At 75.6% G+C, this 12,633-nt stretch carries 14 protein-coding genes and 1 tRNA gene; 6 read left to right on the top strand and 9 right to left on the bottom strand.

Translation table 11 applies throughout. From position 1 onward, the window contains the following. Positions 1-261 precede the first annotated feature (261 nt). From ACFO3M_RS07180 to ACFO3M_RS07190, 3 genes are read left to right on the top strand one after another with little or no spacing between them, the layout of a single operon-like run. Entirely contained in the window at positions 262-384 is a 123-nt protein-coding gene (locus tag ACFO3M_RS07180; protein WP_387987889.1) for a hypothetical protein, read from the top strand. Beyond that, positions 381-701 (top strand): hypothetical protein, encoded by a 321-nt coding sequence (locus ACFO3M_RS07185; RefSeq protein WP_387987890.1) that lies wholly within the window; start codon positions 381-383, stop codon positions 699-701. The genes ACFO3M_RS07180 and ACFO3M_RS07185 overlap by 4 nt, the downstream gene beginning before the upstream one ends. Beyond that, positions 698-1,156, top strand: a complete 459-nt coding sequence (locus ACFO3M_RS07190; RefSeq protein ID WP_387987891.1) for a GNAT family N-acetyltransferase — start codon at positions 698-700, stop codon at positions 1,154-1,156. Before ACFO3M_RS07185 ends, ACFO3M_RS07190 begins: the two co-directional genes overlap by 4 nt. Here ACFO3M_RS07190 and ACFO3M_RS07195 read toward each other — a convergent pair. Then, entirely contained in the window at positions 1,119-2,486 is a 1,368-nt protein-coding gene (locus ACFO3M_RS07195; protein WP_387987892.1) for a DUF2252 domain-containing protein, read from the bottom strand. The two genes, ACFO3M_RS07190 and ACFO3M_RS07195, sit on opposite strands and share 38 nt — an antisense overlap. A 41-nt stretch (positions 2,487-2,527) precedes the next feature. Here ACFO3M_RS07195 and ACFO3M_RS07200 point away from each other — a divergent pair, with 41 nt between their 5' ends. After that, positions 2,528-3,568, top strand: coding sequence for an SGNH/GDSL hydrolase family protein (locus ACFO3M_RS07200; RefSeq protein WP_387987893.1), 1,041 nt, complete (start codon positions 2,528-2,530; stop codon positions 3,566-3,568). A 134-nt stretch (positions 3,569-3,702) separates the two neighbouring features. Continuing rightward, positions 3,703-4,923, top strand: a complete 1,221-nt coding sequence (locus tag ACFO3M_RS07205) for an acetyl-CoA C-acetyltransferase (protein ID WP_387987894.1) — start codon at positions 3,703-3,705, stop codon at positions 4,921-4,923. A gap of 70 nt (positions 4,924-4,993) precedes the next feature. Here ACFO3M_RS07205 and ACFO3M_RS07210 read toward each other — a convergent pair whose 3' ends face one another. The 5 genes from ACFO3M_RS07210 to ACFO3M_RS07230 all read right to left on the bottom strand — a co-directional run bounded on the left by ACFO3M_RS07210 (position 4,994) and on the right by ACFO3M_RS07230 (position 10,209). Next, positions 4,994-6,253 (bottom strand): epoxide hydrolase family protein, encoded by a 1,260-nt coding sequence (locus ACFO3M_RS07210; RefSeq protein WP_387987895.1) that lies wholly within the window; start codon positions 6,251-6,253, stop codon positions 4,994-4,996. A 172-nt stretch (positions 6,254-6,425) separates the two neighbouring features. Beyond that, positions 6,426-7,370: a Bax inhibitor-1/YccA family protein gene (locus tag ACFO3M_RS07215; protein ID WP_387987896.1), complete on the bottom strand. Its 945-nt coding sequence runs from the start codon at positions 7,368-7,370 to the stop codon at positions 6,426-6,428. A gap of 185 nt (positions 7,371-7,555) precedes the next feature. Next, the gene (locus tag ACFO3M_RS07220) at positions 7,556-9,166 is read right to left on the bottom strand and encodes a M28 family metallopeptidase (protein ID WP_387987897.1); all 1,611 of its coding nucleotides are present in this window, start codon (positions 9,164-9,166) and stop codon (positions 7,556-7,558) included. Between the two features lie 139 nt (positions 9,167-9,305). Continuing rightward, a tRNA-Leu gene (locus ACFO3M_RS07225) sits at positions 9,306-9,379 on the bottom strand. Between the two features lie 65 nt (positions 9,380-9,444). Beyond that, on the bottom strand, positions 9,445-10,209 hold the full coding sequence (locus tag ACFO3M_RS07230) for a uracil-DNA glycosylase (RefSeq protein WP_387987898.1): 765 nt from the start codon (positions 10,207-10,209) through the stop codon (positions 9,445-9,447). 63 nt (positions 10,210-10,272) lie between these two features. Between ACFO3M_RS07230 and ACFO3M_RS07235 the strand changes: the two genes are divergently transcribed. Then, positions 10,273-10,566: a DUF4235 domain-containing protein gene (locus ACFO3M_RS07235; RefSeq protein ID WP_387987899.1), complete on the top strand. Its 294-nt coding sequence runs from the start codon at positions 10,273-10,275 to the stop codon at positions 10,564-10,566. A 3-nt stretch (positions 10,567-10,569) separates the two neighbouring features. Here ACFO3M_RS07235 and ACFO3M_RS07240 read toward each other — a convergent pair whose 3' ends face one another. Genes ACFO3M_RS07240 through ACFO3M_RS07250 form a run of 3 tightly spaced genes read right to left on the bottom strand, consistent with a single transcriptional unit; the run spans position 10,570 to position 12,631 of the window. After that, complete coding sequence (locus ACFO3M_RS07240) at positions 10,570-11,520, bottom strand: Ppx/GppA phosphatase family protein (RefSeq protein WP_387987900.1); 951 nt, start codon at positions 11,518-11,520, stop codon at positions 10,570-10,572. Continuing rightward, entirely contained in the window at positions 11,517-12,047 is a 531-nt protein-coding gene (locus ACFO3M_RS07245) for a DUF501 domain-containing protein (RefSeq protein WP_387987901.1), read from the bottom strand. The genes ACFO3M_RS07240 and ACFO3M_RS07245 overlap by 4 nt, the downstream gene beginning before the upstream one ends. A 44-nt stretch (positions 12,048-12,091) precedes the next feature. Continuing rightward, positions 12,092-12,631 carry an FtsB family cell division protein gene (locus ACFO3M_RS07250; protein WP_387987902.1) on the bottom strand — a complete coding sequence of 180 codons (540 nt, stop codon included), beginning with the start codon at positions 12,629-12,631 and terminating at the stop codon, positions 12,092-12,094. Positions 12,632-12,633: the final 2 nt, after the last annotated feature.

Below are 12,633 nucleotides of genomic sequence, written 5' to 3' on the forward strand. Positions count from 1 at the left end.
TCCCCTTCTCTCGTCCGGCTGGTCAGGGTGCCGGGTCACGGGCGCCCAGGGGTGGACGCCCCGCGGCGGAGGAACTCATCGGTCCTGGCCCGGACGGGGCTGGGCCGCTGGGCGCCGGGGGCGGCCGCGGTCGGTCGGCTGCTCGTCGGCGGCGCACGTGCGTGGGTCCGGGGCGCCGCGTTGCGCCGGGCAGCCGGTGACCGGGCGCCGGCCCCTCCCGGCCGCGGTCCACGCTCGGTGCTCGCCCGATAGCGTGGCGCCGTGTCCCGATCGACCCGGCTCCTCCGCGCCGGCCTGCTCACCGCGGCCGGCGCCCTGCTGATCGCCGGCTGCGGAGGCGGCGGGGACGACTCCTCCGCGGCGTCGAGGCCACCCCGGTCGTGACGCAGCTGAGCGCCGCCCTCGAGGCGGCCGAGACCCGGGGCGTCGCGGCCCTGCCGCCCCTGCTCGACCAGGCCGTCACCGCGTTCGACGGCGTGACCGCCCCCGGGGAGGTCGCCGCCGACCGGCAGGCGGTCCGCGACGGGCTCGCGCGGCTGCGCGCCCAGGTCGGCGCCATCGACCCGGACAGCCCGGACGCCGACGGGCGGGTGGACGGCGCCGTCACCGCCGTCGAGGGCTCGGCGGCCGGACCGGCGCTGTCGCGCGTCGGGGCCCACCACGACCGGAACTGCGGCTCCGGGGCCGCGCCCACGAGGTGACCGTCACGGTCGAGGAGGTCGGCGTCGACGTCGTCCTGCCGCTGCGCAGCGCCGTCCTGCGCGACGGCGGGCCGGCCGCGATGCCCGGCGACGACGACCCCGCGACCGTGCACCTCGCGGCCCGGACCGCCGACGGGCGGGTGGTCGGCGTCGTCCGGCTGTCGCCCGCTCCCTGCCCGTGGCAGCCGGCCCGGGCGCCGTGGCAGCTGCGCGGCATGGCCACCGACCCCGCCGTGCGGGGCACCGGGGCCGGCCGCGCGCTGGTCGCGGCCGGCCGGGAGCTGCTCGCCGCGCGGGACGCGGACCTGCTGTGGTGCGACGCCCGCGTCCCCGCGGCCGGCTTCTACGAGCGGATGGGCTTCCGCGTGGTGACCGCGCCGTTCGACGTCGCGGGCATCGGCCCGCACGTCGGCATGCTCACCCCACTCGGAGCGGGTGGGCGCCGCTCGAGCTGATCCCGGGGATGCGTCCGGCGCGGAAGGCGTCGACGAACAGCCGGTGGTCCTCCTGCGTCTGCCGCGCGTAGGAGTGCGCGAAGTCGACCAGGTCGGCGACGAACTCCTCCCGCCGGCCGCCGACCATCGCCGACACCGCGTCCTCGGTCTGGAAGTCGACCAGCGTGTGGTCGCTGTCGACGTCCCCGACGCAGTGCATCTTCGCCGTCGCCCGGCCCAGCTGGGCCACGACCGGGGCGATCTCCTCGGGCTCGGTGAGGTCCTCCCAGTCCAGGTCCACCTCGTAGGGCGAGAGCTCCTGGACGACGAACCCGACGCCGTCGATCTCGGTGTGGCCGAGGAACTGCGAGGCGTTGGCCTGCAGCGCCCGCTGGCTGACCGCGGTGCGGTGCCCGTGGTGCTCGAAGTAGGAGCGGATCCGCTCGTCGCGGACGATCCGGCTGGGCGCGGCCACGTTGCCCTGCTTGAGCGACAGGACGACGTCGTTCTCCAGCGCCTGGTCGTAGCCCTCGAGCAGCACGTTGTAGGCGGGCAGGCCGGCGCTGCCGATGCCGAACCCGCCCGTGCCGATGACGTCCTTGACGTCGTAGGCGACGTCGCGGCGGCGCACCGGCGGGACGACGGTCTCCCGCCAGCGGTCCAGCGCGGCGAGCACCCGGTCGCGCTCGGCGTCCTCGAGCCGGCGGGTGCGGCCGCCGTCGGCGAACCGCCGCTGGTAGGTCTCGACGACGGTCGTGCGGTCGAGCAGCGCGGCCCGCGTGCGGGTGGTCGTCTCGAGGATCGCCTCGCGGACGGCGCCCTCGGTGTTCGCGGCGGTCAGCGCGAACGAGCGGTCGTCGTCGGAGCGGCGGAACGCCTCCACCTGGTCCAGGTAGGCGCCGAGGTAGGTGCCGACCAGCTCCCCGATCACGTCGTCGCCCAGGGCCTTGCGCCACGCCAGCAGCGCGAAGCTGGCGGCGAACCGGCGCAGGTCCCAGGTGACCGAGCCGACGTAGGCCTCGTCGAAGTCGTTGACGTCGAACACGATCCGCCCGGCGCCGTCCATGTAGGTGCCGAAGTTCTCCGCGTGCAGGTCGCCCTGGATCCACACCCGGCTGGTCCGCTCGTCGCACCAGGGGTCCTCGAGGCGGTCCATGTCGGCGTAGAAGAGGCAGGCGCTGCCTCGGTAGAACGCGAAGGGGTCGGCGGCCATCTTGCGGAACTTGGTGCGGAAGGCGTCGGCGTCGACGGCCATCAGCTCGGAGAAGGCCTCGACCAGGACGTCGACGATCAGCTGCGAGCGGTCACCGGGAGTTCGATCGGGGGCCACCCGTCGGGGGGATTCGGACACGGGGCGCACCGTAGGGGCCGACTAGCCTGCAGGACAGACGGTTGCGCGGCGCGACGGGCGGGGTGGCGGTGACGAGGGCGAGCAGGGCGCGACGGCTGGCGGCCGGCGCCGCCTACGGCGGCACCGGGCTGGGCCTGGCCGGGGCCGGGCTGCTCGGGCTGCTCCGTCTCCAGGCCCTCGCGGCCCGCCGCCGGGTGGAGGCGCGGACGTCGAAGCAGGACCCGCCCTCCGGCGACGGCGTCTACGGCCGGGGCCGCGGCAAGCCGATCGTGTTCACCGTGCTCGGCGACTCCAGCGCCGTCGGCCTGGGCGTCACGCGCGCCACGGAGACCCCCGGCGTGCTGCTCGCCGCCGCGCTGACCGAGCTCGCCGAGCGCCCTGTGCGGCTGGTCCGGCTGGCCGTCTCCGGCGCCGAGTCCTGCGAGCTGGACCCGCAGGTCGAGGCCGCGCTGGTCCAGCGGCCCGACGTCGCGCTGATCATGATCGGCGCCAACGACGTCACCACCCGCACCCGGCCGTCGGTGTCGGTGCGCCACCTGGCCGACGCGGTGCGGCGGCTGCGCGAGGCGGGCGCGCAGGTCGTCGTCGGCACCTGCCCCGACCTCGGGACGATCCGGCCGATCGGGCAGCCGCTGCGGCTCCTGGCCCGGCGGTGGAGCCGGCAGCTGGCCGCGGCGCAGACGATCGCCGTCGTGGAGGCCGGCGGGCGGACGGTGTCGCTCGGCTCGGTGCTCGGGCCGAGCTTCGCCCAGGACCGCTCGCTGTTCAGCGTCGACGAGTTCCACCCCAGCGCGGCCGGCTACGCGCAGGCCGCCGCGGTCATCCTCCCCGCGCTCGCCGACGCCATCGGCGTCTGGCCCGCCCGGGCCGAGCGCGGCCGGCTGCGCCGCACCTCGGTGCGCCCGGTGGCCCAGGCGGCGGCGCGGGCCGCCGGGCGCCCGGGCACCGAGGTGCGGGCCACCGAGGTCCGCGGCTCGGGCACCGGGCCCCTGGGCCCCTGGGCCCGGCTGCTGCGCCGCCGGCCCAGCGAGCTGCCCACGCCCGAGGAGGCCGGCCAGGCCAGGGAGGCGTCGGTCGGCTGAACGCCGCGTGACCTGCAACACAGCGGCGTCCTGTTCCGGGCGCACCCGCGACCGGCCGCGTACCCGGGGGTAGTTTCCGGGGTGACCCGACACCCGGCACCCCCGGCCGGGAGCCCCTCACCGTGGAGGACCCCATGCCCGAAGCCGTCATCGTCGCGACCGCGCGCTCCCCCATCGGGCGCGCGTTCAAGGGGTCGCTCAAGGACCTGCGCCCCGACGACCTGACCGCCACCATCGTCCGCGCGGCGCTGGACAAGGTCCCCGCCCTGGACCCGACCGACATCGACGACCTGATCCTCGGCTGCGGCCTGCCCGGCGGCGAGCAGGGCCACAACATGGGCCGCGTCGTCAGCGTGCTCCTCGGCATGGACCACCTGCCGGGCACCACGATCACCCGCTACTGCTCGTCGTCGCTGCAGACGACCCGCATGGCCATGCACGCGATCAAGGCCGGCGAGGGCGACGTCTTCATCTCCGCCGGCGTCGAGATGGTCTCCCGCTTCGTGAAGGGCAACAGCGACTCGCTGCCCGACACCCACAACCCGGTCTTCACCGACGCCGAGGCGCGCGTGGCCAAGACCGCCGAGAGCGGCGCCGACTCGTGGACCGACCCGCGGGAGAACGGCGAGATCCCCGACATCTACATCGCCATGGGGCAGACCGCCGAGAACCTGGCGCTGCTCAAGGACGTCTCCCGCCAGGAGATGGACGAGTTCGCGGTCCGCAGCCAGAACCTGGCCGAGAAGGCCATCGCCGAGGGCTTCTGGGAGCGGGAGATCACCCCGGTCACCACCCCCGACGGCACCGTCGTCAGCAAGGACGACGGCCCGCGTCCCGGCACCACCCTCGAGGGCATCTCCGGCCTCAAGCCGGTCTTCCGCCCCGACGGCCGGGTCACCGCCGGCAACGCCTGCCCGCTCAACGACGGCGCCGCCGCGGTCGTGGTCATGAGCGACACCAAGGCCCGCGACCTCGGCCTCACCCCGCTGGCCCGCATCGTCTCCACCGCGGTGACCGGCCTGTCGCCGGAGATCATGGGCTACGGCCCGGTCGACGCCTCGAAGCTGGCGCTGCAGCGGGCGGGCATGACCATCGACGACATGGACCTCGTCGAGATCAACGAGGCCTTCGCCGCGCAGGTCATCCCGAGCTACCGGGACCTGGGCATCGACATCGACAAGCTGAACGTGCACGGCGGCGCGATCGCCGTCGGTCACCCCTTCGGCATGACCGGCGCCCGCATCACCGGCACGCTGCTCAACGGCCTGCAGACCACGGACGGCACCTTCGGCCTGGAGACCATGTGCGTCGGTGGCGGCATGGGCATGGCGATGGTGCTGGAGCGCCTCTCCTGAGCCGCTCCCGGCACGCCACGGCGGCCCGGTCCCCTCGGGGGGCCGGGCCGCCGTCGTCCCCGGCGCGGGATCAGCCGCGCAGCGGCCGGAAGGCCGCGCGGACCTCGGTCGCGAACAGCTCGGGCTCCTCCCAGGCGGCGAAGTGCCCGCCCCGGTCGACCTCGTTGAAGTAGGTGAGGGTCGGGTAGGACCGCTCGACCCAGCTGCGCGGGGCGCGCCAGATCTCGCCCGGGAACGTGGTGAAGCCGGTCGGGACCGCGACCGGAGGGGGCGCCTGGCCGGCCGCCGCGGCGGCGGGGGCGTCCGGTCCGTAGCTCTCCCAGTAGGACCGGGCCGACGACGCGCCGGTGCCGGTCAGCCAGTACGTCGTGACGTTGTCCAGCACGTGGTCGCGGGTGAGGTTGCCGGTGGGCTGCCCGTCGGTGAAGGCGCGGGCGATCTTGTAGTAGGAGTCCGTGTCGTGGTCGAGCATCCAGGCCGCCAGCGCGACCGGTGAGTCGAGCAGGGCGTAGCCGATCGTCTGCGGCCGGGTGGCCTGCTCGAGGAAGTAGGCGAAGCCGCTGGTCCGGAACGTCTCGACCGCGGCGGCGGCCTCGCGCTCCTGCTCGGTGTCGGTCGGCTGGGGACCGGCCAGCGCGGTCACCAGCAGGTTGAGGTGGATGCCGAGCAGCCCCTCGGGCGCCTGCCGGCCCATCGCGTCGGTGACCCCGGCACCCACGTCGCCGCCCTGGGCCACGTAGCGGGTGTAGCCGAGGCGGCGCATCAGCTCGGCCCAGGCGCGCCCGACGCGGGCGACGTCCCAGCCCAGCTCCCGCGGCTCGGCGGAGAAGCCGTAGCCGGGCAGGGACGGCAGCACGAGGTGGAAGGCGTCCTCGGCGCGGCCGCCGTACGCGGTCGGGTCGGTGAGCGGGCCGACGGTCTCGAGCAGCTCGACGACCGAGCCCGGCCAGCCGTGCGTCATGACCAGCGGCAGCGCGTCCTCGTGCCGCGAGCGCACGTGCAGGAAGTGGACCTCCACCCCGTCGATCTCGGTGGTGGCCTGCGGCAGCGCGTTGATCCGCGCCTCGCACGCGCGCCAGTCGTAGTCGGTGAGCCAGTGGCGCACGAGGGCCTGCACCGTCGCCAGCTGCACGCCCTGCGACCGGTCCGCGACCAGCTCCGCGGAGGGCCACCGCGTCGCGGCGACGCGCCGGCGCAGGTCGAGCAGGTCCGCCTCGGGGACGGCGATCCGGAACGGGCGGATGGCGGTGGGGTCGGCTCCGGCGGCGGTCCGCGGCGGGGGCACGGCCCCGGGGACGGAGACGGTGGTCGGGTCGGTGGGAGCGGACATCCGGGCCTCCTGGCGCGGGCTGGGGGTGGACCCGCTCGCGGGCCCTCCCCACCCCAGCGCCGTCCGGCCGTCCCCGCATCGTCCGTGGCGGACGATCCGGCGTCGTCCGGCCCGGCAGACGCCGGTGGCCCGGCCCCCCGAGGGGGACCGGGCCACCGGGACGTGCTGCGGGTCAGTTGTCCTGGAAGTAGGACAGCAGCCGCAGGATCTCCAGGTACAGCCAGACGACCGTGACGAGCAGGCCGAAGGCGATGTACCAGGCGAACTTGGCCGGGGCGCCGCGGCGGATCGCCTGGTCGGCCATGTCGAAGTCGAGCAGCAGCGAGAAGGCCGCCACACCGATCACGACGAGGCTGAAGACGATGGCCAGCGGGCCGCCGTCACGCAGGCCCAGGCCGCCCGGGACGAAGAACGACACGAGCAGGTTGACCAGGACCAGGGCCAGGACGCCGAACAGGGCGCCGACGATCCAGCGGGTCAGCTTGGGGGTGACCCGGATGGCGCCGGTCTTGTAGACGACGAGCATGCCGGCGAAGACACCGAAGGTGCCGATCACCGCCTGGATCACGATCCCGGGGTAGACCGTGTTGAAGGCCTCGCTGATGGCGCCGAGCGCGACACCGTAGAGCGCGCCGTAGGCCAGCGTCGCCGCCGGGTTGGCGATCTGCTTGAAGCTGATCACCAGGCCCAGGACGAAGGCCACGAGCACCGCGGGCAGCGCCAGGCCCCACGCGGCCTGGCCGGGCAGCGCCCAGACGGCGGCGGCGGCCAGGACGGTGACGAGGAACGACAGGCCCGTCTTCTGGACGACGTCGTCCATCGTCATGTAGCGGGTGGCCGGCGGCCCGTACGGCCCGGCGGGGGCCGGGGCGCCGTAGCCCTGGGGCGCGCCGTAGCCCTGCGGGGCGCCGTAGCCCTGCGGGGCGCCGTAGCCCTGGGGCGCGCCGTACTGCTGGCCGTGGGGCTGGCCGTACTGCTGCTGACCGGGAGCGGCGTAGCCCTGCTGGCCGTACTGCTGGCCGTAGCCGGGAGCGCCGTAGCCCTGGCCGTACGGCTGGCCACCGCCGGACGCGGCGTTGGCGAAGCCCCGGCCGAAGACCGGGTTGGAGCTGGGCATCGTCATCTCCTCGAGGTGACTGGTCGGTCGGTGGGCTGCTACCTCGCACCCCACTCGGTTCCTACAACGCCGCAGGTGGCCTGCGCGTTCCTGACCCTGCCAGTACCCCCGACCGGGTGGGAAGACGCGCCGGGGGCGCGACACCGTGCGGTGCCGCGCCCCCGGGTCGTGCGGGGAGGTGCAGGTCAGGCCTCGACCCCGCCGTGGTCGTGGTCGTGGTCGTGGTCCGGCGAGAGGCCGCCACCGCCGGCCTTCTGCTCCGGGGTCACCCGGAACTGGCGGTCGGTCGGGTCCGCCTCGAACGTGCCACCCGGCACCGGCCGGCCGGCCACGCCGTTCACCCGGGACGTGTCGTAGCCCAGGGTCAGCACCGAGTAGGCGATGGCGTCGGAGTTCGTCTCGAGTGCCTTCGGGTCGACGTTGTCGATCGTGTCCCCGGCCTGGTGGTAGTTCGGGTCGTAGGCGACCCCGGCGGTACCGCCGTACAGCGGCACCTGGTACGCCTGCTTGAGGACCTCGGCGCCGGTGAACAGGCCACCGGAGGGGATGCCGTTCTCGATGAACGCCTGGTAGTCGCTGCGGCCGCTGAACTCGCTGCCCTCGTACCACAGGCCCTGCGCCTCGAAGTAGTCCTCGAGGACGTACTCGATCTGGGCCGAGCCCTCGGGGACCGTCACCGGCGCCCGGAAGTCCGACTGGTCGCCGTCGTAGACGAACCGGGCGAAGTTCGGCGAGCCGACCATGTCGAAGTTCAGGTACAGCCCGATGTCGGCCTTCTGCTGGTCGCTCAGCTGCGAGACGTAGTGCTCGGAGCCGAGCAGGCCGAGCTCCTCGGCGCCCCACCAGGCGAACCGGATGGTGTTCTCCGGCTTCAGCTTGGTGATGTTCTCGGCGACCTCGAGGATCGCCGCGCTGCCGGAGCCGTTGTCGTTGATGCCCGGGCCCGCGAGCACGGAGTCGAGGTGCGCACCGGCCATGACCACGTTGTCCGAGGTGCGGCCGGGCAGTTCGGCGACGACGTTGTAGGTGTCGCGGATCTCGCTCTCCGCGTCGACGGTCAGGTCGACGGTCGTGCCCGCGGCGGCGAGCTCCTGGCCCAGGGCCGTGGGGACGCCGATGACCGGGATGGTGATCCCGGGAGCGCCCAGGGTGCCGTTGAGCGGGCCGGCCGTGTTGTTGAAGACGATGACCGCGGAAGCCCCGGCGGCCTCGGCGTTCTGCGCCTTGACGGCGAAGGCGCAGCCGCCCCGCTGGACGAGGGCCACCGACTCGGCTGCGAGGCCGGCGAAGTCAGCGGCCTCGCAGCCGCTGCCCAGACCCGTGCCGGCGAGGTCGACCGGGGCGACGACGCCGTCGTCGACCGTGCCCGGGCCGGTGTAGGTCATCGGCGCGTAGTCGGTGCCCACCGTGTACGTCGTCGCCGTGGGCGCGACGCGGCTGAACGAGCTCTCACCCAGCCGGAAGAACGGGAACTCGAACCCCTGGACGTGGACGGTGTAGCCGACCGCCTCCAGCCGCTCCTCCACGTAGTCGACCGAGGCGTCGTAGCCCGCGGTGCCCGAGGCGCGGTTGCCGCCGTTGGCGTCGGCGATCGCCTGGAACGCCTCGAGGTGCTCCGTGACGCCCTCGAGCGTGACGCACTCGGTCAGCTTGGCGACGGTGTTGTTGGTGCGGGTCTCGCAGCCGCCGGCGGCACCGGCGGGCAGCGCGGCGACCACGCTCCCGGCCAGCGCGATGGCGCCGGCACTGCCGATCACGGCGAGCCGCGACCGGCGGGACGGGTGGACCTGGGTCATGGACGACGTCCCCTCGAACGTTGGGTGTGAGCTCCGTTGCTCAGGGTCACCTTGTCAAGACGGTCACGGGGGACGTCAACCCCTGGATTTCCTCGCCCGCATGCGCTATGGGGCCGGAAGAACTGCGGGTGCGGACCGGTGCCCCCGGTGGGACTCGAACCCACACTGCGACCCTTTTAAGGGGCCTGCCTCTGCCGATTGGGCCACGGGGGCGGGCGCGCTGCGGACGGCTGCCCGGTGCCGCCCAGCCTAGGGCGGCCCTCCGGCCGCGCTCCGGCTCAGCCGGTCCCGGCGAGCTCCGTGGCCCGGGACAGGACGGCGTCCAGCATCGGCTCGGTCAGCCGGCCGGTGAACGTGTTCTGCTGGCTGACGTGGTAGCTGCCGAGCAGGGTCAGCGGCCCGCGCGGCCCCTGCAGCGCCACCTCGACGCCGTGGCCGAACGCCGGCCGCGGGCGGGGCAGGACGTACCCCGCCCCGGCGAGGACCGGCCACAGCGCCGTCCAGCCGAACCCGCCGAGGACGACGACCACCCGCAGGTCGGGCAGCAGCGCCAGCTCGCGGGCCAGCCACGGCGAGCAGGTGTCGCGCTCGGCCGGCGTCGGCGCGTTGTCCGGGGGCGCGCAGCGGACCGCGGCGGCCACCCGCACGCCGGTGAGCTCGAGGCCGTCCCCGACGTGCGTCGACGTCGGCTGGCTCGCCAGGCCCGCCCGCCACAGCGCGGCGAAGATCCAGTCGCCGCTGCGGTCGCCGGTGAAGACCCGCCCGGTGCGGTTGCCGCCGTGCGCGGCCGGCGCCAGCCCGACGACGGCGATCCGCGCGTCGGCCGGGCCCAGGCCGGGCACCGGGCGGCCCCAGTAGTCCTGGTCGCGGAAGGACGCGCGCTTGACCCGGGCGACCTCCTCGCGCCAGGTCACCAGGCGCGGGCAGGCCCGGCAGCCCGAGATCCGGGCGTCCAGGACGGCGAGGTCGCGGGCCGCGCGCGCCGACCGGGCCACCCCCGCCGGCGTCCGCGTGACCGGGAACCCCTGCGCGTCGACCGCCACCCGCCCAGTGGACCACCCGCCCGGGGGCGCGCGGAGCGCGGGGGCGCCAGGCATGATCACCCCATGGCCCGCAAGCAGAAGGCGCCGCTGACCTGGAAGCTCCTCGGCACGGGGACGGCCACCGTGTCGGGCATCGCCGTCCGCAAGCTCACCGACGCCGCCTGGTACGCGGCCCGCGGCACGACCCCGCCGAAGAACCCGGCCGCGCCCGGTGTCTCCTGGCCGGACGCGCTCGCCTGGGCCGCGTTCTCCGGGCTGGCGGTCGCGGCCGGCCGGCTGCTGGCCGCCCGCGGCGCGGCCACGGCCTACCAGCAGCTGACCGGCAAGCTGCCGCCCGGCCTCAACGAGGCCGGCTGACGGTCACCCCCGGGCGAGCCGCAGCGCGATGCCGTCGAGGATGTCGTGCTCGCTGACGACGACCTCGTCGAGCGCGAACGCGTCCATGACCACCCGCAGCACCAGCGCGCCGGCGCCGATGACGTCGACCCGCCCGGGGTGCATGACCGGGTACGCGGCCCGGCGTTCGCAGGTGGCGGTCAGCAGCCCGGCGGTGACCGAGCGGACCGCCGAGACCGGGACGCGCGAGCCGTGGATGGCCTCGGCGTCGTAGGCGGGCAGCCGCAGCGCGAGGGCGGCCACCGTGGTCACCGAGCCGGCCAGGCCGACCAGCGTGACCGCCTCCTCCACCGGCACCGCCGCGGCCACCTCGGCCAGCGCCGCGCGGATGTCGGCCTCGCTGGCGCCGATCTCGTCCGCCGTCGGCGGGTCGCCGTGCAGGTGCCGCTCGGTCAGCCGCACGCAGCCGACGTCGACGGAGCGGGCGGCGCGCACCCCGGAGGCGTCGCCGAGGACGAACTCGGTCGACCCGCCGCCGATGTCGACCACCAGGTAGGGCGGGCGCGGCGGCGGGCCGCCGTGCGCGGCGGCCGCGGCGGCGAGGGAGGCGGTGGCGCCGAGGAAGGACAGTCGCGCCTCCTCGTCGCCCGGGACGACGTCCGGCGGACGGCCGAGCGTGGCCAGCACCATCGCCTCGAAGTCCGCGCGGTTGGCGGCGTCGCGGGTGGCACTGGTGGCCACCATCCGCACCGCGGTGGCGCCGAGGTCGCGGGCCTGCGCGGCGTACTCGGCGAGCACCACCCGGGTGCGCTCGATCGCCTCGGGGGCGAGCCGGCCGGTGGCGTCCACGCCCTGGCCCAGCCGCACGACCTCCATGCGGCGCAGCAGGTCGGTGTGCGCGCCCTCGGGCGGCACGTCGGCGACGAGCAGGCGGATGGAGTTGGTGCCGCAGTCGATCGCGGCCACCCGGGTCACGGCCGCTCCTCCGGCTGCGCGCAGGGGCCGGCGGCCCACCACTCCCCCATCCCGGCCACCGCGCGGTCGCCGATCGGGTTGACGCCGGGCCCCGCGGCCAGCGCGTGGCCGGCCAGGGCGTGCAGGCACTTGACCCGGTCGGGCATGCCGCCGGCGGTGTTGCGGGTGGGCAGCTCGCCGAGGGCGTCGCGCTCGGCCAGGTAGGCCTCGTGCGCCGCCCGGTAGGCCGCGGCGAGGTCGGCGTCGGTGCCGAGGTCGGCCTGCCACTCGCGCATGCGCCCGGTGGACTCCAGCCGGCTGGCGGCCGCCGACGCCCGCGGGCAGGTCAGGTAGTACAGCGTGGGGAACGGCGTGCCGTCCTCCAGCCGCGGCGAGGTCTGGACGACGTCGGGCTGGCCGCACGGGCAGCGGTGCGCGACCGCCCGCACGGCGCGCGGCGGCCGGCCCAGCTGCCGGGCGACGACCTCGCGCTCCTCCGGCGTGATCGGCTCGTGCACCCGGCGTCCCGGGGTGGTCGGGGTGGTCACCAGGGAAGTCTGCGGCAGCGGCTCGACGGGCCCGACGGCGCCCCTCAGCCGTCGGCGCCGGCCACCGAGCCGAGCAGCTCCTCGTACCAGGGCCGCGGCGCGGCGTCGACGGCGTCGGGCAGCGTGCCGGCGTCGCCCTCGGCCGCCTCGCCGTCGACCACGACGACGAGCCGGTCGCCGGGCAGCACGTAGGCCAGCCGCTCGCGGGCCTCGCGGGCGGTCCACGCCGGGTCGGCCTGCCGCTCGAGCTCGGCCTGCAGGTCGGCGATGCGCTCGTCGTAGGCGGTGCTCTCCGCGGCCAGCCGGGCGATCTCGGCACGGCCGTCCAGCCACTGCCGCACCGGCCCGGCCAGCGTGAGCGACAGCAGCAGGAGCAGCCCGACGAACACCACGGTGCGGCCGGTGAACAGCGGCCGGCGCGCCGCCGCGGGACGCGCGGGCGTCCGCGGCGGCGTGCGCCGGCCGGGGCGGCGGGCCTCGGGACGGCTGCCGGCGCCCGACCGCGTCCCGGCCGGGACCGGCCGCGACGCCGCGTGCGACAGCGGGCGGCCGGTCGAGCGCCGCCGCCCCGAACCGGCGCTCACCG

This window comes from Geodermatophilus arenarius, assembly GCF_042654585.1.
Taxonomy (GTDB): Bacteria; Actinomycetota; Actinomycetes; order Mycobacteriales; family Geodermatophilaceae; genus Geodermatophilus; species Geodermatophilus arenarius.

Excerpts from the sequence above, each read along its gene's own strand:
- ACFO3M_RS07205 (WP_387987894.1), top strand. The coding sequence starts at position 3,703 with ATGCCCGAAGCCGTCATCGTCGCGACCGCGCGCTCCCCCATCGGGCGC.
- ACFO3M_RS07210 (WP_387987895.1), bottom strand. The coding sequence starts at position 6,253 with ATGTCCGCTCCCACCGACCCGACCACCGTCTCCGTCCCCGGGGCCGTG.
- ACFO3M_RS07215 (WP_387987896.1), bottom strand. The coding sequence starts at position 7,370 with ATGCCCAGCTCCAACCCGGTCTTCGGCCGGGGCTTCGCCAACGCCGCG.
- ACFO3M_RS07220 (WP_387987897.1), bottom strand. The coding sequence starts at position 9,166 with ATGACCCAGGTCCACCCGTCCCGCCGGTCGCGGCTCGCCGTGATCGGC.
- ACFO3M_RS07235 (WP_387987899.1), top strand. The coding sequence starts at position 10,273 with ATGGCCCGCAAGCAGAAGGCGCCGCTGACCTGGAAGCTCCTCGGCACG.